The sequence below is a fragment of the Vreelandella zhanjiangensis DSM 21076 genome (genome assembly GCF_000377665.1).
Classification (GTDB): domain Bacteria; phylum Pseudomonadota; class Gammaproteobacteria; order Pseudomonadales; family Halomonadaceae; genus Vreelandella; species Vreelandella zhanjiangensis.
Map to the genome: position 1 here is coordinate 99,473 of NZ_KB898650.1, position 19,010 is coordinate 118,482.

At 60.8% G+C, this 19,010-nt stretch carries 21 protein-coding genes; all 21 read left to right on the forward strand.

Going from position 1 to position 19,010, the window contains the following annotated elements; genetic code table 11:
* Positions 1 to 358: 358 nt before the first annotated feature.
* Complete coding sequence (locus D467_RS0111220; protein ID WP_244147826.1) at positions 359 to 1,027, forward strand: beta-ketoacyl synthase chain length factor; 669 nt, start codon at positions 359 to 361, stop codon at positions 1,025 to 1,027.
* Positions 1,024 to 1,812, forward strand: coding sequence for a lysophospholipid acyltransferase family protein (locus D467_RS0111225; protein ID WP_018917620.1), 789 nt, complete (start codon positions 1,024 to 1,026; stop codon positions 1,810 to 1,812). Before D467_RS0111220 ends, D467_RS0111225 begins: the two co-directional genes overlap by 4 nt.
* Positions 1,784 to 2,059 (forward strand): phosphopantetheine-binding protein, encoded by a 276-nt coding sequence (locus D467_RS0111230; RefSeq protein WP_018917621.1) that lies wholly within the window; start codon positions 1,784 to 1,786, stop codon positions 2,057 to 2,059. The genes D467_RS0111225 and D467_RS0111230 overlap by 29 nt, the downstream gene beginning before the upstream one ends.
* On the forward strand, positions 2,049 to 2,315 hold the full coding sequence (locus D467_RS0111235) for an acyl carrier protein (protein WP_018917622.1): 267 nt from the start codon (positions 2,049 to 2,051) through the stop codon (positions 2,313 to 2,315). The genes D467_RS0111230 and D467_RS0111235 overlap by 11 nt, the downstream gene beginning before the upstream one ends.
* A 2-nt stretch (positions 2,316 to 2,317) precedes the next feature.
* A complete protein-coding gene (locus tag D467_RS0111240) occupies positions 2,318 to 2,842 on the forward strand; it encodes a COG4648 family protein (protein WP_026285730.1) in 525 nt (174 codons plus the stop codon).
* Positions 2,803 to 4,536 carry an ApeI family dehydratase gene (locus D467_RS0111245; protein WP_155826483.1) on the forward strand — a complete coding sequence of 578 codons (1,734 nt, stop codon included), beginning with the start codon at positions 2,803 to 2,805 and terminating at the stop codon, positions 4,534 to 4,536. The genes D467_RS0111240 and D467_RS0111245 overlap by 40 nt, the downstream gene beginning before the upstream one ends.
* Complete coding sequence (locus D467_RS0111250) at positions 4,529 to 5,284, forward strand: glycosyltransferase family 2 protein (protein WP_018917625.1); 756 nt, start codon at positions 4,529 to 4,531, stop codon at positions 5,282 to 5,284. Before D467_RS0111245 ends, D467_RS0111250 begins: the two co-directional genes overlap by 8 nt.
* Positions 5,281 to 6,222, forward strand: coding sequence for a lysophospholipid acyltransferase family protein (locus D467_RS0111255; RefSeq protein WP_018917626.1), 942 nt, complete (start codon positions 5,281 to 5,283; stop codon positions 6,220 to 6,222). The genes D467_RS0111250 and D467_RS0111255 overlap by 4 nt, the downstream gene beginning before the upstream one ends.
* Positions 6,206 to 7,777, forward strand: a complete 1,572-nt coding sequence (locus tag D467_RS0111260) for an HAL/PAL/TAL family ammonia-lyase (RefSeq protein WP_018917627.1) — start codon at positions 6,206 to 6,208, stop codon at positions 7,775 to 7,777. The genes D467_RS0111255 and D467_RS0111260 overlap by 17 nt, the downstream gene beginning before the upstream one ends.
* Positions 7,767 to 8,207, forward strand: coding sequence for an acyl-CoA thioesterase (locus D467_RS0111265; RefSeq protein ID WP_018917628.1), 441 nt, complete (start codon positions 7,767 to 7,769; stop codon positions 8,205 to 8,207). The genes D467_RS0111260 and D467_RS0111265 overlap by 11 nt, the downstream gene beginning before the upstream one ends.
* Positions 8,204 to 8,773, forward strand: a complete 570-nt coding sequence (locus tag D467_RS0111270; protein WP_018917629.1) for a LolA family protein — start codon at positions 8,204 to 8,206, stop codon at positions 8,771 to 8,773. Before D467_RS0111265 ends, D467_RS0111270 begins: the two co-directional genes overlap by 4 nt.
* A complete protein-coding gene (locus D467_RS0111275; RefSeq protein WP_018917630.1) occupies positions 8,770 to 11,067 on the forward strand; it encodes an MMPL family transporter in 2,298 nt (765 codons plus the stop codon). The genes D467_RS0111270 and D467_RS0111275 overlap by 4 nt, the downstream gene beginning before the upstream one ends.
* Positions 11,067 to 12,383 carry an NAD(P)/FAD-dependent oxidoreductase gene (locus D467_RS0111280; protein WP_018917631.1) on the forward strand — a complete coding sequence of 439 codons (1,317 nt, stop codon included), beginning with the start codon at positions 11,067 to 11,069 and terminating at the stop codon, positions 12,381 to 12,383. Before D467_RS0111275 ends, D467_RS0111280 begins: the two co-directional genes overlap by 1 nt.
* Positions 12,380 to 12,952 (forward strand): DUF3261 domain-containing protein, encoded by a 573-nt coding sequence (locus D467_RS0111285; protein ID WP_018917632.1) that lies wholly within the window; start codon positions 12,380 to 12,382, stop codon positions 12,950 to 12,952. The genes D467_RS0111280 and D467_RS0111285 overlap by 4 nt, the downstream gene beginning before the upstream one ends.
* Before the next feature lie 11 nt (positions 12,953 to 12,963).
* The gene (locus tag D467_RS0111290) at positions 12,964 to 14,130 is read left to right on the forward strand and encodes a beta-ketoacyl-ACP synthase (protein WP_018917633.1); all 1,167 of its coding nucleotides are present in this window, start codon (positions 12,964 to 12,966) and stop codon (positions 14,128 to 14,130) included.
* Complete coding sequence (locus D467_RS0111295; RefSeq protein ID WP_018917634.1) at positions 14,123 to 14,617, forward strand: hotdog family protein; 495 nt, start codon at positions 14,123 to 14,125, stop codon at positions 14,615 to 14,617. The genes D467_RS0111290 and D467_RS0111295 overlap by 8 nt, the downstream gene beginning before the upstream one ends.
* Complete coding sequence (gene fabG, locus D467_RS0111300) at positions 14,614 to 15,339, forward strand: 3-oxoacyl-ACP reductase FabG (RefSeq protein ID WP_018917635.1); 726 nt, start codon at positions 14,614 to 14,616, stop codon at positions 15,337 to 15,339. The genes D467_RS0111295 and fabG overlap by 4 nt, the downstream gene beginning before the upstream one ends.
* Positions 15,339 to 16,598: a beta-ketoacyl-ACP synthase gene (locus D467_RS0111305; RefSeq protein WP_018917636.1), complete on the forward strand. Its 1,260-nt coding sequence runs from the start codon at positions 15,339 to 15,341 to the stop codon at positions 16,596 to 16,598. Before fabG ends, D467_RS0111305 begins: the two co-directional genes overlap by 1 nt.
* Before the next feature lie 84 nt (positions 16,599 to 16,682).
* Positions 16,683 to 17,129 (forward strand): excinuclease ATPase subunit, encoded by a 447-nt coding sequence (locus tag D467_RS0111310; protein ID WP_208596482.1) that lies wholly within the window; start codon positions 16,683 to 16,685, stop codon positions 17,127 to 17,129.
* The gene (locus tag D467_RS0111315; protein WP_018917638.1) at positions 17,129 to 17,719 is read left to right on the forward strand and encodes a 4'-phosphopantetheinyl transferase superfamily protein; all 591 of its coding nucleotides are present in this window, start codon (positions 17,129 to 17,131) and stop codon (positions 17,717 to 17,719) included. The genes D467_RS0111310 and D467_RS0111315 overlap by 1 nt, the downstream gene beginning before the upstream one ends.
* A 142-nt stretch (positions 17,720 to 17,861) precedes the next feature.
* The gene (locus D467_RS19190) at positions 17,862 to 19,004 is read left to right on the forward strand and encodes an MFS transporter (protein WP_018917639.1); all 1,143 of its coding nucleotides are present in this window, start codon (positions 17,862 to 17,864) and stop codon (positions 19,002 to 19,004) included.
* Positions 19,005 to 19,010: the final 6 nt, after the last annotated feature.

Sequence of the window (19,010 nt, forward strand, 5' to 3'; positions counted from 1 at the left end):
ATCTCCAACGCTAGGTGCAACATTAGGTTAATGAACGCCTAATAGTGAGTGCGGGGTTAGCTTGACCAAATTCATAAAAGTCCTTAGTTGCAACTTGAAGCCCAACCGCTTTCGATGCTGGCACTAAGCTGGAAGGCAGTGACATGTACTTCGTTCTGACTGAATACCGGCAGATCCCCCCTTGAATATGCACTGAACAGAAAACCGTTTTTGTTCTCTCTGACGGCTTGCTGGCAGGGGCCGCAGCGGTTGCCTCTTGACGCCACATCAATGGCACGTACCATTTATGTAACCCTCTCTTTTCCAGCCCCCCTGATTAAGTTAAAGTAGCCGCCCTTTTGAGCGGGCTATCAGAGCAGTGCCTTTATCATTATTTATCGAAGACTGGCGGGGCTGGCTGGCTGAAAAGGCTGCGGCAACCGTTAAGCCAAGTCGTCTTATCTCTGCTCAGCCGGGTGGCGAACTGCCCGCCATGCTGCGGCGGCGACTCGATGATGCCGGGCGCGCCACCTGCGATATCCTGCGAGAACTCGACCCCAAGGCTGATGCCCCTTTAGTGCATGCCTCGCGGCATGGCGATACGACGCATACGCTCGCCATGCTGGAAAGCCTGCAACGTGGCGAGCCGATTTCTCCTACCCGCTTCTCGATGTCAGTGCATAACGCCATTCTAGGCGTTCACTCCATTGCCCGGTCGCATCATCGCCCTTTGCAGGCGTTAGGTGCCTGTGGTGATGAATTTGATGCGCTTATTTACGAGTCCCACGGGTATTTGATGGCGGGCTACCCTAGCGTCGTTGCCGTGTTCTCCGAAAGCTCACTCCCTGCTGCTTATCAAGGCGTTACGGAGCACCCAGGTACGGCATGCGTGGTTGGCATGCGCTTTACCCTGAACCAGGGACGCGCCATTACGGTATCGAAACCAGGCCAAGGCACTTCCCCAACGCCGATCAACGTGCTGAACTGGCTAAACGGAGAGACCGCTTTCCTGGACGGCCGACAGCGCTGGCACCTGGAGCAGGAATGAGCATCAATCGATTATACCGCGGCGTGGGCACCGCTGTTTCCTTTACAGCCTTCGGAATAGGTGGGCTTTTCATTGGCCTGGTGATTGCGCCGCTGCTGAATCTCTGTGTGCGCGACACTGAACGGCGCCATCAACTGGCGCGACGCCTTATCCAAGCCTGCTTTCGCGGATTCATCAATTTGATGAAAGGCCTCGGCGTGCTTGATTACCGCTTCAGCAACCCCGAGCGCCTCAAGCGCCCTGGTTTGCTGGTGATTGCCAATCACCCTTCATTGATTGATGTGATTTTCGTGATCGCCTACACGACCCACGCCAACTGTATCGTGAAGGGCCGGCTAGCCCGCAACCCGGTTACTCGCGGCCCTATTCGTGCCGCAGGCTATATCACCAACGACGACCCCGAGTCAGTGCTGGAGGCTGCCCGCCAGAGCCTGCAAAGAGGTGACTCACTGGTCTTGTTTCCTGAAGGCACCCGCACTAGCCCCAGACGCCCGATCAAGTTTCGTCGCGGGGGCGCAAATATCGCCCTGCGCACCGGCACAGCGATTACCCCTGTCCTGATACGCTGTACGCCGACCACCCTGACTAAGCATGAACCCTGGTATCACATCCCGGCTACCAAGGTTTTAATGGAACTTAACGTGCTTGAAGACCTGGATGTCAACTCAGCTAGCCAACAGCCAACCGGTCAGCTCGCCAGGCAACTAACACAATGGCTGAGCGACCACTTCAACACAGAATTGGAACACTTCCATCATGACCGAAACCTGCAACCAGGCACTTGAACTCGAGCTCAAGCGCCTCATCATCGATGCGCTTGAGCTTGAGGATATTACGCCAGCCGACATTGACCCAAGCGCTCCCCTGTTTGGCGAAGGACTCGGGCTTGACTCAATTGACGCGCTCGAGCTTGGGCTAGCCCTGCAAAAGCAGTATGGCATCAAGCTTGATTCCGAAGCCGACGAAACGCGACGCCACTTCGAAAGTCTGGCTGCGCTGCAAGCGCTCGTGGAGGCCCGCCGTGTCAACTGAAACCGCTGACCATCAGCGCGCAGAGATACTTGCCCACATTCGCAAGACACTGGTTGAGCTGTTCGAGATCAATGCCAGCGACATTGAGCCCGAAGCCCGCCTCTATGAGGATCTGGATATCGACAGCATCGACGCGGTGGACCTCGTCGTCGAGCTCAAGCAGTTTACCGGACGACGTATCAAGCCCGAGGATTTCAAATCGGTGCGCACGATCAACGATGTTGTCACTGCCGTCGAACAACTGATGCAGCGGTAACAATGTCCAGATACGCAAGCATGGCGCTCGCGCTGATATGGCCGCTACTGGTACTGCTTTTGCACGATGATATCGGCAGCTGGCCGTTACTGGTCATCGGTGCGGCACTACTCGCCTGGAGAATGCCTCAAGCGCGCTACCTGGCAGCCGCTGCGGCGGTCCTGCTGGTCGCCCTGGGCGGGTTGGGGCACGCGGAACTCGGCATGCGGGCATACCCTGTGGCCGTGAACGCGATCATGCTGGCTATCTTTCTCTCCAGCCTGTGGCGTGGCATGCCGATCATCGAGCGCTTGGCGCGTCTGCGTGAGCCCGAACTGCCCGCTGCGGGGATACGTTATACCCGGCATGTTACCTGGGCATGGTGCGGCTTTTTTGTGCTCAACGGCGGCATTGCGTGCTGGACAGCGCTGTATGCAAGCCTTGCTACCTGGACGTTATACAATGGCGCCATCAGCTATGGCCTGATCGCCATCATGTTTGCCGGTGAATGGCTGTTACGTCACCGGATGCGGAGTCGCCTGTCGTGACCTTTATCTCGCTTACTCAGTTACCCTGGCGTGCGGCTTTTGCCCGCCATGAGTCACTGCCCAGCCACTGGGTGTGTGGCGCCTCCCTTGCATCGCATATTGATGCATGGCGCCACTGGCTGGCGGACAAACCCACCGGCCGCTGGCTGCTATGCCAGCAGCAACCGCTAGCGTTCTGCGCCGCCCTGATCGCCTTGTGGGAAAGCGGCCGGGTCGCCGTACTGCCCGCCGATGATCGCCCCGAAACGCTCTCCCGGCTGGCAAGCGAAGTCGATGGCACCCTGCCCGATGCGCCCGAGCCGCGGCTCCCGCAGGGCGCTGAAACACGCCCACGCGTTGCGCCTCTTGATCCGAGCGCTACCGCCGTTGTTTTATCCACCTCAGGCTCCACCGGCAACCCCGTTCAGTTAGCCAAGCGGTTTGATCAGTTGGAGGCAGAGTTATCAGCCCACGCCAAGCTTTGGCCACTGGCAGACAGCGGGGTTATTTCCCAGGTCAGCCACCAGCATATTTACGGACTGCTCACCGGCATACTGCACCCCTTATGTGCGGGCGCGCCGTTCTGCGGTGGTGAAAGCCGTTATCCCGAAGCGCTGATGGCCCGTTTGCAGGAAGCCGATACAGCAGGCCTGCATCCGGTCGTGGTCAGCTCCCCTGCGCAGCTGTCGCGCTTGCCTGAACACCTGCCCTGGCACGCCGCTACGCCGCCGGTCCGCGTGTTCTCATCGGGTGCGCCCTTGGCGCTGGAACATGCGCAGTTTACTGAACGCCTGTTACAAGCGCCGGTCATTGAGATCTATGGCAGCACCGAAACGGGCGGCATTGCCCAGCGTCGCCAAACACGCCGTATCAGTTGGCAGCCGCTGCCCGGCGTGGAGTTAGCATTTCAAGATGGCGGCCTGAGCCTGCGGTCGCCGTATCTCGAGATGCCTCAGCAGTGGTGGCATCAGCCTGACCAGGTAGCGCCGGTAGATGACGGCTTCACGCTCCTGGGGCGAGCGGATCGTCTGGTCAAGATTGGCGGCAAGCGTGTCTCGCTCGATCATGTGGAGCGCCTCCTTACGGCAGTGGAAGAGGTCAGCGAAGTACGCTGTGTCGACCTTGACCGCGACGACAGCCGTCTGGGTGCGGTGGTCGTGCTGGATAAAGCATCTCTTCCGCACCAGCGTGAAGCTCGGCAGCATTTGATCCAGCGTATGCGCACATACCTTTTCGATCACCTGGAGCCTATTGCCGTACCCCGTTATTGGCGCTTTGTCGAAACGCTGCCGAGCAATGCCCAAGGCAAGCTGGACCGCACGCTGATCAACCGCCTGTTTGCCGACCTGGACGATCCCAAAGTGCCGCGCTGGCTGGGCGAGCATCCTCTGGATGCCAACAGCTGCGTACTGACGCTGGAAGTCCCGGAACGGCTGGTGTTTCTGGAAGGCCACTTTGATCAGTACCCACTGGTTCCGGGCGTGGTGATGGTGCAGTGGGCCATCCATTATGCCCACGATATGTTTGGCCACAGAGGTCTGTTTCTGGGTATCGAGCGCTTGAAGTTTACGCGCGCGCTGCTGCCCGGCGCTCGTTTCACCCTGGAGCTGACCCGCCGCGAAGACGGTATCGCGTTTAGCATTGACTCCCAGGAAGGGCGCCACTGCGCCGGGCGGGTTCGCCTGCAAGCGCCCAAGGGAGATCAGCATGGCTGAGCCAAGGCCCTGTATCCTGATCCCTGTGTACAACCACCCAGCAACGATCACTCCGCTCTGCACGGAACTGGCAGCGCTTGAGATACCGCTGCTACTGGTCGATGACGGCAGTGATCAGCAGTGCGCCGCCGTTCTGGATCGCCTGGCTGAACAGGGCCATCACCTTCTGCGTCTTGAGACTAACCAGGGCAAGGGGGCGGCGGTACGTGCCGGATTACGCTACGCCGAGCAGCTGGGGTTCAGCCATGCACTTCAGGTCGATGCCGACGGCCAGCACGGGGTCGATGACCTGCCCGCGTTTCTCGCCACATTAGCGGTAGCCCAGCACACGTTGGTAGTGGGTTATCCTCGCTATGACGCCAGCGTGCCCAAAGTACGCTTCTATGGCCGCTATGCCACCCATATCTGGGTGTGGATAAATACTTTATCGCTGGATATTCGCGACTCGATGTGTGGCGTCAGGCTCTATCCGGTTGCCCCACTCAACCGAATGCTGGCCCGCCATCCCTGCGGCAATCGCATGACCTTCGATACCGAAGTGCTGGTGCGCTGGCACTGGGCACAAGGCGCCATGATGCACCGGCCGGTACGCGTGCACTACCCCCGCGATGGCATCAGTCATTTTGCCGTATGGCGCGACAACCGACAGATATCGCTGATGCATACGCGCCTGTTTTTCGGCATGTTGTGGCGCCTGCCGCGCTTGCTCGCCCGACGCTTTCAGCCACACCGCGAGGTGAGCCCATGAGCCATCACTGGGCGCGGATCGGCGAACGCGGCACGCTGCTGGGAATGACCCTGATGGTGGTTATACAGCGGCGCCTGGGCCGCTGGCCTTTTCGGCTGGCGCTATGGCCGGTGATGCTCTGGTATTTTCTCGTCCATACCACGGCGCGACGCGCTTCCCAAGCTTTTCTGCAACGCCTTTATCCCTCGCTCAAGCAGCAGCCTTTCGCCCGTTGGTGGCAAAGCTATCGCCACTTTCTGGCCTTTGGCGAAACGCTGATGGACAAGGTCGAAGCGTGGAGCGGCAATATTGCCGACGAGCGCCTGGTGGGTAGCGGGGTCGAGCGCTTCACTCAAGCGATCGCTGGCGGTCAGGGCGGATTGATCCTTGTCGCCCACCACGGCAATCTTGACGTTGTGAATGCGCTGACCGAACGCCATACCAATCTCGACCTGACGGTCATGATGCACACCCGCAATGCGCGCAAGTTCAATGCCCTGCTTGAACGCGTCACGGGCAAGCCGCGCCCACAGATTCTCGAAGTCAGCGAAGTTACCCCGGCCACAGCCCAGACGCTGGCCGAGCGCATTAACGCTGGTGGCTATGTGGTCATCGCCGCCGACCGCCTTCCCCTGTCAGGCGAGCGCACCCAGCCGCTTGATTTTCTCGGCGACCGGGCAAGCTTCCCGGAAGGCCCTTTCCGCCTGGCTACCTTGCTGCGCTGCCCACTCTATACGCTGGCCTGCGTGCGCGATGATGACCACTTCAGGATCGACTTTGAGCTTCTTGGCGACACCCAGAGCCTGCCTCGTCGTCAGCGTGAAACGTGGATTACCGAGACCATGCAGGCGCATGCCAACCACCTGGCCGAACGCGTTCGGCGGCACCCGCTGCAATGGTTCAATTTTTATCCCTTCTGGATAAATGACACTGGATACCTTCATGACGATACTGCGTGACCCGACGGCGGGCCCTCTCACCAGCGAGCCGCTCATTCTGGATGGATCGATGGTCAGCCTTGAAGAGGTGTTGGCGGTTGCCGAAGGTCGCCGCCGCGTCATTCTGTCGACAACGCCCGATTTTCGTAAGCGTATTGCCAAAGGCAATGCCTTTCTCGAGCGCCTGCTAGAGGAAGAGGGTGTCGTCTATGGCGTTACCACCGGTTATGGCGACTCCTGCACCCGCGAAGTCTCCGCCTCCGACCTGGAGCAACTGCCCCGCCAGCTGTACACCTTTCATGGCTGCGGGTTGGGCGAGGCGCTGTCGGTTGAAGCCGCGCGGGCAGTGATCATGGTACGCCTTGTCTCGCTTTGTCGCGGCGTATCCGGCGTCAGCGTCGAACTTCTCGAGCGCCTGACATGGTTGCTTGAACACGACGTGATACCGGTGATTCCTGAAGAGGGCTCGGTCGGGGCCAGCGGGGATCTCACGCCGCTATCTTACCTGGCTGCCGTCTTGTGCGGTGAGCGGGACGTATTTCATGACGGCAAGCGGCGGCCTACGGCTGAGGTGTTCGCCGAGCACGGGCTTACACCCTATCGCCTGAAGCCCAAGGAAGGCCTGGCGCTGATGAACGGCACCGCGGTGATGACAGCGCTGAGTGTGTTCGCCTTCGCCCGCACCACTTATCTGGCGCGCCTGACCACCCGTATCACAGCGCTTTCCGTGCATGCGCTGAACGGCAACCCCTACCACTTTGATGCCGAGCTGTTCGCCGCCAAACCGCATCCGGGGCAGAACAAGGTAGCCGAACGCCTGCGCGAGGATCTCCACGCGCCCGATACGCCGCGCAACTCATCGCGCCTTCAGGATCGCTACTCGACGCGCTGCGCCCCGCATGTGATCGGCGTAGTGGAAGATGCCCTGCCCTGGTGGCGCCAGTTTCTCGAGAACGAACTCAACAGCGCCAACGACAATCCGTTGATCGACGCCGAACAAGGCAAGGTCATGCACGGCGGCCACTTTTACGGCGGCCATGTCGCCTTCGCCATGGATAGCCTCAAGCAGGCCTGCGCCAACCTCGCGGATTTGCTCGACCGCCAACTGGCGCTGCTGGTGGATGCTCGTTTCAATCATGGGTTGCCCAGCAACCTGAGCGGCGCCGCCCCCGAGCGGGCCAGCCTTAATCATGGCTACAAGGCCGTGCAGATCGGGGCGTCCGCATGGACCGCCGAGGCGCTGAAGCTGACCATGCCCGCCAGCGTTTTCTCGCGCTCCACCGAATGCCACAATCAGGACAAGGTCAGCATGGGCACGATTGCCGCCCGCGATGCGCTGCGTGTGCTCACCCTGGTAGAGCAGGTCGCGGCCGCCACGCTGCACGCGGCCTGTCAGGGTGTTGAGCTACGCAGCCAGATAGGCGATGCGCCACCGTTGCCCGACCGCCTGGCTGAATTTCTGACCGACTGCCGCCTGATCTTTCCGGCACTTGGTGAAGACCGCGCCCTGGAACACGAACTCCGCACCCTGTGTGACGTGATTCGCCAACGCCACTGGAGCCTATATGACGCTTGATGATGGCAAACTGCCCCGCTACGAGACCGAACTGACGATACCGTTTCACGATATCGACATGATGCAGGTGGCCTGGCACGGCCACTATGTACGCTACCTGGAAATTGCCCGCTGCGCGCTGCTCGATGCGCTCGATTACAACTACCCCCAAATGCAGGCCTCAGGGTTTGCCTGGCCAGTGATCGATTTACGCCTGCGCTACGCGGCCCCGGTGCTATTCGCCCAGCGAATCGCAATCGAAGCGCGCCTGAGCGAGTGGGAGAACCGCCTCAAGATCGACTACACCATTCGCGATGCACACACACGCAAACGCCTGACGCGCGCCTGGAGCGTTCAGGTGGCCGTCGGAATTGAAGACCGCGAAATGCGCCTGGAATCGCCCCCCGTTCTGCGGGAACGTCTGCTCGCCTGGCAGGAGGCCAATCAATGATGCGCGCCATTAACCAAGCAGCCTTTTGTGCCCTTGCCCTCACCATGCTGGCCGCCAGCGCCACCGCGTGGGCGGCTCCTGACACTGACGAGCTTGCCGCACGTTTGGCCGACAATGCACCGCAGTGCGGGCGATTCGAGCAGACGCGCTGGCTAGCCGATCTCGATAGTCAGCTGGAAAGCCGTGGAACCTTTGAACATCAAGACGCGGGGCTTGTCTGGCAAACGACCTCCCCCCTCAATGACCGCGTGGTGCTGAGCGCGGACAACGACGAGCTGCCGATGGGTTTTCAGGCGGTCGCCCCGGTGCTTGATGGCCTGCTTTCAGGCGACTGGCAGGCGTTGGAGAGATACTTCGCCATCGAACTCAGCGGCACTCAAGATGAGTGGCAGGCCACGCTTACTCCCAGTGAAGCGAACATCGCCCAACGGCTTGACCACCTGATGGTTCACGGCAACCAGCAGGTAGAGCGTGTCGAGATCGCGTTCACCAATGATGACCGCCTCGAGCTTGCCTTGAGCGGCGCGGATTGCGAGCGCCTTGAAGACGATAAGCACACACCGTGAGTGAAGCAACGCGTCCCGGGCGCCTGGAGCGTCTGGCAGCTATCGGCTGGGCGGGGCTGCTGCTGGGCTGCGCTCTGCTCTTGGCTGGCCTGCTGAGCAAAGGCGCAGCGCTGGATACGCGCATCACTGCGCTGCTCCCGGAAACCCGGCAGGGAGCGCTGCTCGAACACGCCGAGCAGCGCTTGACGCAAGCCTTCGAGGACCGCTTCGTGCTGCTGGTGCAGGGCGAAGCGCCGGCTCGGCTGGTTGCGGATCTCAAGGTCCGCCTTGAACAATCGGCCAGCGTCACGGCCTTTGACGATGACATTCTGCACACCCCCGACAGCGACTTGTCAGCGTACCGTTATCGGCTGCTATCGCCCTCGTTGGCCGCTGCCGATAACGACGCCTGGGTACAACGTGGTCTGCGACAGCTGTTCACGCCGGGAGGCGACGCGGACCCACGCCAGGACCCCTTTGGCCTGCTGGATGCTTGGCAGGACCAGCGCCTGGCTGGCCCCATTCGCCTGATCGACGGCCTGCCTGCCGTCAGGGATGACAACGCTGCCTGGTTCATCGTCAGCGGCCAACTCACGGCCAGCCCCTACGACATGGGAATGCAGCAACGCCTTGGCACGGCGCTTGCGGAATTTAGCGATGCTCATCCAGACGCCGAGCTGCTGCGCAGCGGGCTGGTGTTTCACGCCGCCGCCGGTGCCGAGCAGGCCAAGCGCGAAACCTTGACTATCGGCATCGGCTCGCTGCTGGGTATCGCCTTGCTGCTCTGGATCACCTTTCGGCGCGGCTCGATACTGGCCAGCCTGTTGCTGCCGGTGGCGTGTGGCGTTCTGTTTGCGCTGCCCTTGACCTGGCTATTGTTTGGTACGCTCAACCTTCTGACGCTGGCCTTTGGCGCCAGCTTGATCGGCATTGCGATAGATTACGCCCTGCATTTTCAATGCGCTCGCCAGCTGGCGCCCGAACAGCCGCTGGCCAGGCTTTGGCCGGGGCTATTACTCGGCCTGATATCAAGCCTCGTCGCCTATCTTGTCCAGCTTGCCACGCCGCTGCCGGGGCTGCGCCAGATGGCCACGTTCGTGGCGCTAGGCCTGATAGGTGCTTGGCTGACAGTACGCCTTTGGCTGCCGTGGTTCACCCCGCGCCCCCATGCCGCCACCGCGCGTATTGCCACGCGGCTGAACCGCCTGCGTTTACCGCTTCACGCGCCCAGGTATTGGGGGCTGCTCGCCCTGCTTGGGGTTCTCGCAGTGGTCATGATCGCCACGCGGCTGTCCGCTGACGATGATCTTCGCCAGCTCAATCCGTCACCTGCCGAGCTGATTACCGAGCAGCAACGCGTGCAGATACTGCTGGATAGCCCGACCGCCAGCCGCTACCTGCTTGTCACCGCCGAGCAGGAAGGCGAACTATTGGAGCGCCTTGAAGTTCTGGACGCGGACCTTGCTGATTTAGAGGCGCAAGGGCACTTGACCCACTACCGCCACCTGGCCCAGGCGGTGCCCTCTAAAGCGACGCAAGACGCCAACCTTGAGCGCGTACGTCAGGCCTACCGTAACGCTCTGCCCGAGCTGATCGCCCAGGCGGGCCTTCCCCCGGCCTTGCTGGAAACCGCGCAGCGCTCGCTTGAAAGCGTACCGCTGTTGACGATCACCACGTGGCTCGACACTCCGGTGGGGCAAGCCGATGCCATGCTCTGGCTAGACGCAGACGCCGATGACGAGCGTGCAGACATGGCGGCGCTGATAACGCTGGGCGATGCCGACAGTACTGCTCAACAGGCACTGGCTCGCCTTGCTGCACCGGAATACGTTCTTTACCAGGACCGGGTGGCAACGTTATCCAGCCACTTGGCACAGCTCCGCGACCAGATCGCCCTGTGCCTGGCCATCGCCGTGGCGGGGCTTGCGATGATATTTGGCGTTCGCTATCGCGGGCGGGCCTGGCGCGTATTATTGCCGCCGCTGGGTGCTCTGCTGGCGACCCTGGCACTATTGAGTGCACTCAATATCGGGTTGACGCTTTTCCATCTGCTGGGGTTGCTGCTGGTACTGGGTATCGGTCTTGATGCGGGCATCTTCAGCACGGAACACCCGGACAGCGCAGCCGTGTGGCTGGCCATTAGCCTGTCGTGTGCCTCGAGCCTTTTGGCCTTCGGCCTACTGGCGTTCAGTGCCACACCCGCGCTTCACTACCTGGGGCTGACCTGCCTCATTGGCCTTGCATCCGCGTGGGCGCTTGTGCCGTTTGCCAGGGCGGGCGCCCGGCCTCTCTCTTCTCGACAGGACACTCCCTGATGGCGACAGAAGCAACACAGCACATGAAAGCTCAGTCTTTAAAACCCCAGCGTTTGGGAACCCAAGACAGCTCCGATGTGGCCATCATCGGCGCTGGCCCTTCCGGCGCAGCGGCGGCGGCTTGGCTTGCAAAGCGGGGTCTGGATGTGCGGGTGATCGAGCGCAGCCGCTTTCCGCGCTTCTCCATCGGTGAAAGTTTATTGCCCCAGTGCATGGTGCATCTTGAGGCCTGTGGCCTGCTGGATGCCGCCAAGGCCGGCGGATTTCAAATCAAGAACGGGGCGGCCTTTACCTGGCGGGATCGCTATGCCGCCATCGATTTTCGCGACAAGTTCACGCCTGGCCCAGGCACCACGTGGCAAGTCGAACGCGCTGATTTCGACCAGCGTCTGATCGAAGGCGCTCGCCAACTGGGCGCCAAGGTTGAGTTTGATACCCGCGTTGAAGCCTTTGTCGCCGACCCCGAACGGCCCAGCCTTACGTTGGTTGATGCCAACGGTGAGCAGCGCTCGTTACACGCGCGCTTTGTGCTCGATGCCAGTGGCTATGGGCGCGTCCTGGCGCGCCTCACCGGCCTTGCCCGCCCCTCAACACTTGAGTCACGCTGTGCGCTGTTTACGCATATCGAGGATCGCATCGACTGTTCGCGTTACGACCGCGAGAAGATCCTGATCGGTTTGCACCCTGAGCATCCCGGCATCTGGTACTGGCTGATTCCCTTCAAGAATGGACGGGCATCAGTCGGCGTCGTGGGTGACCGGGCAACGCTGGAGGCCGCCGGCGTCAATGACGATGAACGCCTATGGCATTTCATCCGTGCCGAACCGATGCTCGCCGAACTGCTGGTCAATGCGAGCGCCACGCGTGACATTGGCCGCCTGGAAGGGTATTCAGCAGATGTCGAGCAGCTGCACGGCCCCGGTTTCGCCCTACTGGGTAACGCGGGCGAATTTCTTGACCCGGTTTTCTCTTCAGGCGTGACTATCGCCCTGGATTCGGCCCTGCGTGCCGCTCCCCTGGTCGAGCGCCAGCTCGCCGGTGAACACATCGATTGGGATAGCCAGTTCGAACAGCCCCTACGACGCGGTGTCGCCACCTTCCGCGAATTTGTCGACGCCTGGTACGATGGCCGCTTACCGCGGATCATCTTCAATGACCAGCAGATACCGCGCATACGCACCATGATCAGCTCAGTGCTCGCCGGCTACGCCTGGGATGAAGAAAACCCGTTCGTTGCCGCCAGCCGTCGACGGTTAAACAGCCTGGCAGAGGCCTGTACCGATATGCCCCGCCATAGCGCAGGAAAGGACGAATGACCATGACGTTATCGCGCTTCGTGTATCAGTCAGGATTGATTATCGCCGCCCTATTAGTGCTGGTCGGCTGTGCCGGACAGCCGGTGGCGACCGTGCCCAGCCTTGCGACACTGCCGGAGATGGAAACGCAGCGGCAGCGCCTGACGTTCGAACATGATGACCAGCGCCATGAGATGATTGGCGTTCTGCGCCACGACGACAAGGCGTTGCGCCTGGCCATACTAAGCCCACAAGGCCAGCGCCTGCTGACCCTGATACACGACGACAGCGGCAGCCGCTTTCTACAGGATGCGGCCTTTGAGCCGCCCTTTACCGCCGAGTGGCTGGCTAGCCGTTTGAGCTGGAACCTGTGGCCCGCGCCTGCTATTGACCAAGCCTTTGAGTCCAACGCCTGGTCACTGCAAGAAGATGAGACGGGCCGCACGATCCGCTATCGACAGCGCGTCGTCGCACGGATCAGCGGCAACCCGGCATGCACGTTAATTGACGACGTCGAGGCAGGTTACCGCCTGTATATCATGCCCCTTAGTGACACCGACCAGACAGCCGCCCCATGTTTAACCCCTTGATAGCGTCTCAGATGCCTCCTTGTCGCCTTCTGCCACCGGCCCTGGTCTGTTCGATCGGTGACGATCTGGCAACCATTGCCGATGCCCTGTTCACTGGCCGTCGTGGGCTTGAGTATGACGACGTGTTTACCCTCGGGCGGCCTTTACCGCTAGGCCGAGTCACGACCTCCCTGCCCGATGCTCAGACACTGCCGCCAGCGCACCGCTCGCGCAATAACCAGCTGTTGGCTGCCGCTTTGGCGCAATTGGCACCGACGCTTGAGGCTTTTCGCAAGCGGCGCCCCCAGGCGCGTATCGGCGTGGTGCTCGGCACCAGTACCTCCGGCATCGGCGAAACCGAAACGGCGCTGGCTGAGCGTCAGCGCGAAGGCCACTGGCCCGACGACTTTCATTACCAGCGCCACGAAATTGGCTCGCCGGCCCGGTTCGTTGCCGAGTGGCTCGGCCTGGACGGGCCAGCCTACACGCTCTCTACCGCCTGTACGTCGAGTGCGCGTGCCCTGGCAAGCGCCAAACGCCTGCTGGCGAGCGGCGCGTGCGATGCGGTCATCGCCGGAGGGGCTGACAGTCTTTGCGGGTTGACCGTCAACGGGTTTGCCTCGCTTGAGGCGCTTAGCGACCGCCCGTCTCAGCCTTTCGCGGCCGAGCGTGACGGTATCAACCTTGGAGAAGCCGCCGCGCTGTTTCTGGTGACGCCGGAAACCGGCGGTATTCAGCTCAGTGGCTATGGTGAAAGCAGCGATGCTTACCATATTTCCGCCCCACGGCCAGATGGCCAAGGTGCCATTCAGGCGATGCAAGCGGCGCTTGCCATGGCCAAGCTGCCCGCCACGGCCATTGATTATCTCAACCTGCACGGCACCGCCACGCGCCAGAACGACAGCATGGAAGCCAAGGCAGTCGCAACGCTTTTCGGCAGTACGTTACCGTGCAGTTCAACGAAGGCCCTGACCGGGCACACACTGGGCGCCTGCGGCGCGCTCGAAGCGGCGTTCTGCTGGCTGACGCTCAAGGAGGGCCGCCTGCCGCCCCAGGTTCACGATAGTGCCGTCGACCCAGAACTTGCGTTACTGAATTACGCCAAGACGACGACTCACCAAGGCCGTCGCGCGATCAGCAATGCCTTCGCGTTCGGGGGTAATAACATCGCCTTGTTGCTGGAACGTTTCAATGAATGATTCACTTATGCCCGCACGGCTTGACCTGCCCTGCGATATCGCGCCGTACGTGCCACACCGCCTGGGCATGTGCCTTCTGGATACGCTACTGGCCGTGGGTGACGAACATCTGCATGCCCGCGTCGTCCCCCAACCCGACAACCTGTTCGCCACGCCAGACGGCATTCCCGGCTGGGTCGGGTTAGAGTGGCTTGCCCAGGCCGTTGCCGCGTGGGCGGGTGTGCAGTCGGTTACGTCAGGCGATACGCCGAAAATCGGCTTTTTACTCGGCACGCGCCGTTATCAGTGCCAGCAGCCGTTTTTCCCCTTCGATCAGCCAATACGTATCGAAGTGGAGCTCGATTTTCGGGCAGATAATGGCCTGGGCGCGTTTCAGGGGCGCTTGCTAGATGCTCAGCAACAGCTGATCGCTAACGCCACACTCAACGTGTTTCAGCCCGATTCGCAACAGGCGCTGGAAATGATGCAACAAGGGAGCACCCAATGACGAATACCATCCTGGTTACCGGTTCAAGCCGCGGTATCGGCCACGCTATCGCTTTGCGCCTGGCGCGGGATGGCTTCGATATCGTCGTACATTGCCGCCAGCGTCAGGCAGAGGCAAAAGCCGTCGCAGACCAGATTCGTGATATGGGCCGCAATGCCCGCGTGCTGTGCTTTGATGTTGCCGACAGGGCCGCGGCGCAGCAGGCGCTGGACGCCGATATCGAAGCGCATGGCGCCTACTATGGCGTTGTCTGCAATGCAGGCATTACCGCCGATGGCGCCTTCCCCGCGCTCTCTGATGAGGATTGGGACAGCGTGATCCACACCAACCTCGACGGCTTCTACAACGTCGTGAAACCTCTCGTCATGCCGATGATTCGCCGCCGGGCACCCGGGCGCATCGTCGTGATGTCCTCGGTTTCAGGCATGATGGGCAACCGTGGCCAGGTCAACTACAGCGCTGCCAAGGCCGGGCTGATCGGCGCCATGAAAGCCTTGGCCGTGGAGCTGGCTAAACGCCGCATAACGGTCAACTGCGTTGCCCCAGGGTTGATCGATACCGACATGACCGACGACCTGGTTACCGAGGAGGCGCTCAAGCTGATTCCCATGCGCCGCACCGGCACCAGCGAAGAAGTCGCGGCCACGGTGGGCTTTCTATGCTCAGGCGATGCCGGCTATATCACGCGGCAGGTGTTCGCCGTCAACGGAGGAATGTGCTGATGGCAAGCAATGCACAACGCCAGGACAAGCTGGGGCACCGAGTGGTAGTGACCGGCATGGCCGGCTTCTCGCCTATCGGCAACGACTGGCCAAGCATGAAGGCACGCCTTGAGCGCTTGCAAAACGGCGTTATCCACATGGATGACTGGGAATGCTATGACGGCCTCAATACGCGCCTGGGTGCTCCGGTACGCGACTTTAACTTGCCTGCTCACTATCATCGCCGGGCGCTGCGCAGCATGGGCCGGGGCGCGCAGATGGCCACGCGTGCCAGTGAGCTGGCGCTGGAAGATGCAGGCCTGCTGGATACGCCGCTCTTAGGCAGCGGCCAGATGGGGATCGCGTACGGCGCCTCCGCAGGGGAACCCGATGCCGTCGCCGACTTTGGCAACATGTTGATCAATAAGTCGACCGATGGCCTGAACGCCAACTCCTATATTCGCATGATGGCCCACACCGCACCGGTCAATATCGGCGTTTTTCTCGGGGTGCGCGGACGGATCTATACCACCTCAAGTGCCTGCACGTCTGGCAGCCAAGGCATTGGCTATGCTTATGAAGCCATACGTTTTGGACGCCAGACCGCCATGATCGCGGGCGGCTGCGAGGAGCTTTCGGCTTCCGAGGCGGCCGTCTTCGATACGCTATTTGCCACCAGCACGCTCAATGACGCGCCACACACCTCGCCGCGCCCCTTTGACGCCGAACGCGACGGCCTGGTGATCGGAGAAGGGGCAGGCACGCTGATTCTTGAGGAGCTGGAGCACGCCCAGGCTCGGGGAGCCACCATTCACGCCGAGCTTGTGGGCTTTGGCACCAACAGCGATGGCCGCCACGTTACCCAGCCGGATGCCAGCGTCATGGAGCAGGCGATACGCCAGGCACTGGAGGATGCAAATTTGCAGCCCGAGCAAATTGGTTATGTCAGCGCCCACGGCACGGCCACCGAGCGGGGCGATATTGCCGAGAGCCATGCAACACACGCGGTGTTCGGTTCAAACCTGCCGATTAGCGCTTTCAAAAGCTTCACCGGCCACACGCTGGGCGCCTGCGGTGCGCTGGAAGCCTGGGTGGCCATCAAGATGATGCAGGAAGGCTGGTTTCACGGCACCGCCAATCTTGACCGACTTGATGACGCCTGTGCAGAACTCGACTACTTGAACGGCTCAGGACGACACATGCAGTGTGACTACGTCATGAGCAATAACTTTGCTTTTGGAGGCATCAACACCTCGTTGATCTTCCGCCGCTGGCCCTGATATCGCTTACGACTCAGTGCCACTCTCGTTGCCTGATATCAGGCATTATCTACCCAGAACTATCTACCCAGAAGGAACGCTAAAATGAGCCGAGGAATGATGTTGATAGGGGTGCTGCTAGGCGCTCTACTCGTAAGCACGACGAGCCATGCGCGCGACACGACACACATGCTCTCCATCGAAGACGCAATGAACACGCCCGATGCGAGAGCACGGCTCGATTCCAATATTCAATTTATCTTTGGCGACACCCCGCACGGCGAGATTACCGCCGAGCATGGTCCTGCCGTCACAAATAAAAAGACCAATGCCTTCAACAAGTCTGATGTAGAAGCCTGCGAGTGGGTCATGCTCTCGGCGCTGCTCAGCTTGCAAGACCGTGTCAGAGCAGAAGGCGGTAATGCGGTTGTTAATATTGAAAGTTTCTATGACCGCCGCCCGATGTCCTCAACCAGTGAGTACGAGTGCCATGCGGGCGCCATCATGGCCGGTGTCGTGCTGCGAGGTGATGTTGTCACGCTAGCCGACTAATGATCGCCTACCTGGACATTGTGTTGGCCCAAGCCCCCGCTCATAGCAGCGGGGCTTGTTTATCGGCGCTGGGCAGAGAGCTTCTCTCCAGGCTTGCCGACGCGCGTGGCTACCACTGCCCCGTTAGTGAGTGGTCTCCCAGAGGCAGCGGCGCGCCGTGGCACCCAGCGCTTCCACCGCCCTGGAAAGCATGTCTCTCTCACCGCGATGGGCGCGTCATTGCAGGTATTTCCACGGCACCGGTGGGCATCGACATCGAGCATACTCGCCTGCGCCATGAGAAACGCTTACCCGAGCTGGTGGCGTGCCTGCCTGAGGCCGACGTACGCCGCAAGATACATCAGTCTGCGGTACCTCTGGACGCCTTTTACCGCGCATGGACCCTCCACGAAGCGCTTTACAAGCTGGATAGCCTGTCCGGCACTCCTGCAAGCCATGTATTGAGCACCCGTCTTGAGCGGCTAGCCCCTGGGGGCGATGTTCATGCCTGGCAATGGCAGCAACAAGGCTGGACCATCAGCCTTTGCACGCAGGCGAGTTCGCTTGAAATTCGCGCTCTTCCCAACCTCTCTTTTATCAAACGCTGCTAACTGGCTTGTCGCCTCACCATCCATTACTTCCTGGCGGAAAATAGTAGCTTGCTAACGACAGTGCTATCATCGGAGCCTTTGTCATTTCGATATTTATCCGGGGAAACCGACCATCAGCCGTTTAACACATACCAAAGCCGTTTTGCTGTTTGCCAGCACCATGACCGTGATGTCCGGCGCGATTATTGCGCCTGCCTTGCCAGGTATCAGCCGCCATTTTTCCGAGCACCCGCAGGTGCTGATTCAGCTGATCCTGACGCTGCCCGCGCTGATGATTACCCTGTTCAGCCCGCTGATGGGCTATCTGGCCGACCGGTTTGGGCGCAAGCCGTTGCTGCTGTTGATGCTGAGCATTTACGGGCTGGCGGGCGGCGCGGGCTTTCTGATCGATAGCGTCGAGCTCTTGTTGGCCTCCAGGGCACTGATGGGCGTGGCCGTGGCGGGCATCCTGAGTATCAGCACCACGCTGGTAGGCGACTATCTGGAAGGCTCCGAGCGGGTACGCTTTCTAGGGTTGCAGAGTAGCTGCATGGCGCTCGGCGGGGTGGTGTTCATCAACCTGGGCGGCCTGCTTTCCGACTGGAGCTGGCGCGGGCCTTTCTTGCTCTACCTGACCGGCGTGCTGCTGCTGCCTTACGCCTGGGCGATGCTTAGAGAGCCCTCTTCACAAGCCGGCGCGAAAGCCATTCACGCAGAAGAGCCGGTAAAGGTCGACTTCGGCCGCACGGCGCTGGCCTACTTCACGGGCATGCTGGCCATGATGCTGTTCTACATGTTTCCGGCTCAGCTCCCCTTTTTACTTTCTGAGCAGGGCGAGATCAGCGGCTTGGCCATCGGCATTGCGCTCTCCACTGCGGCCTTTACCGCCAGCATCGTGTCGTTCGGTTATGGCTACTACAAACCGTTCTTGTCCGTCATGACCATTTATGTGGCCGGTTTCGTGCTCGCGGGGGCAGGCTTTTTCGTGGTAGGTGCTACCCACAGCTACGCCATGGCCATTATTGGTGCCGCAATTTCCGGGCTGGGCCTGGGCGCCTTTATGCCCAATACCACTGCCTGGTTGATGCGCATTACGCCACAACGAGTGCGTGGCCGGGTATTTGGTGGCTTTACCGCGACCTTCTTCTTTGGCCAGTTTATCTCGCCTATTGCGGTCGCCCCCGCCGTGATCTGGCTGGAGTCACTGCGCAACGTCTATCTCGGCATGGGCATACTCTGCTGCCTGTTGGCTATCTTCATGGCTATTCTGGGTAAAACCTACCTTCGCGCCGACAGCCGGCTATAGGCTACG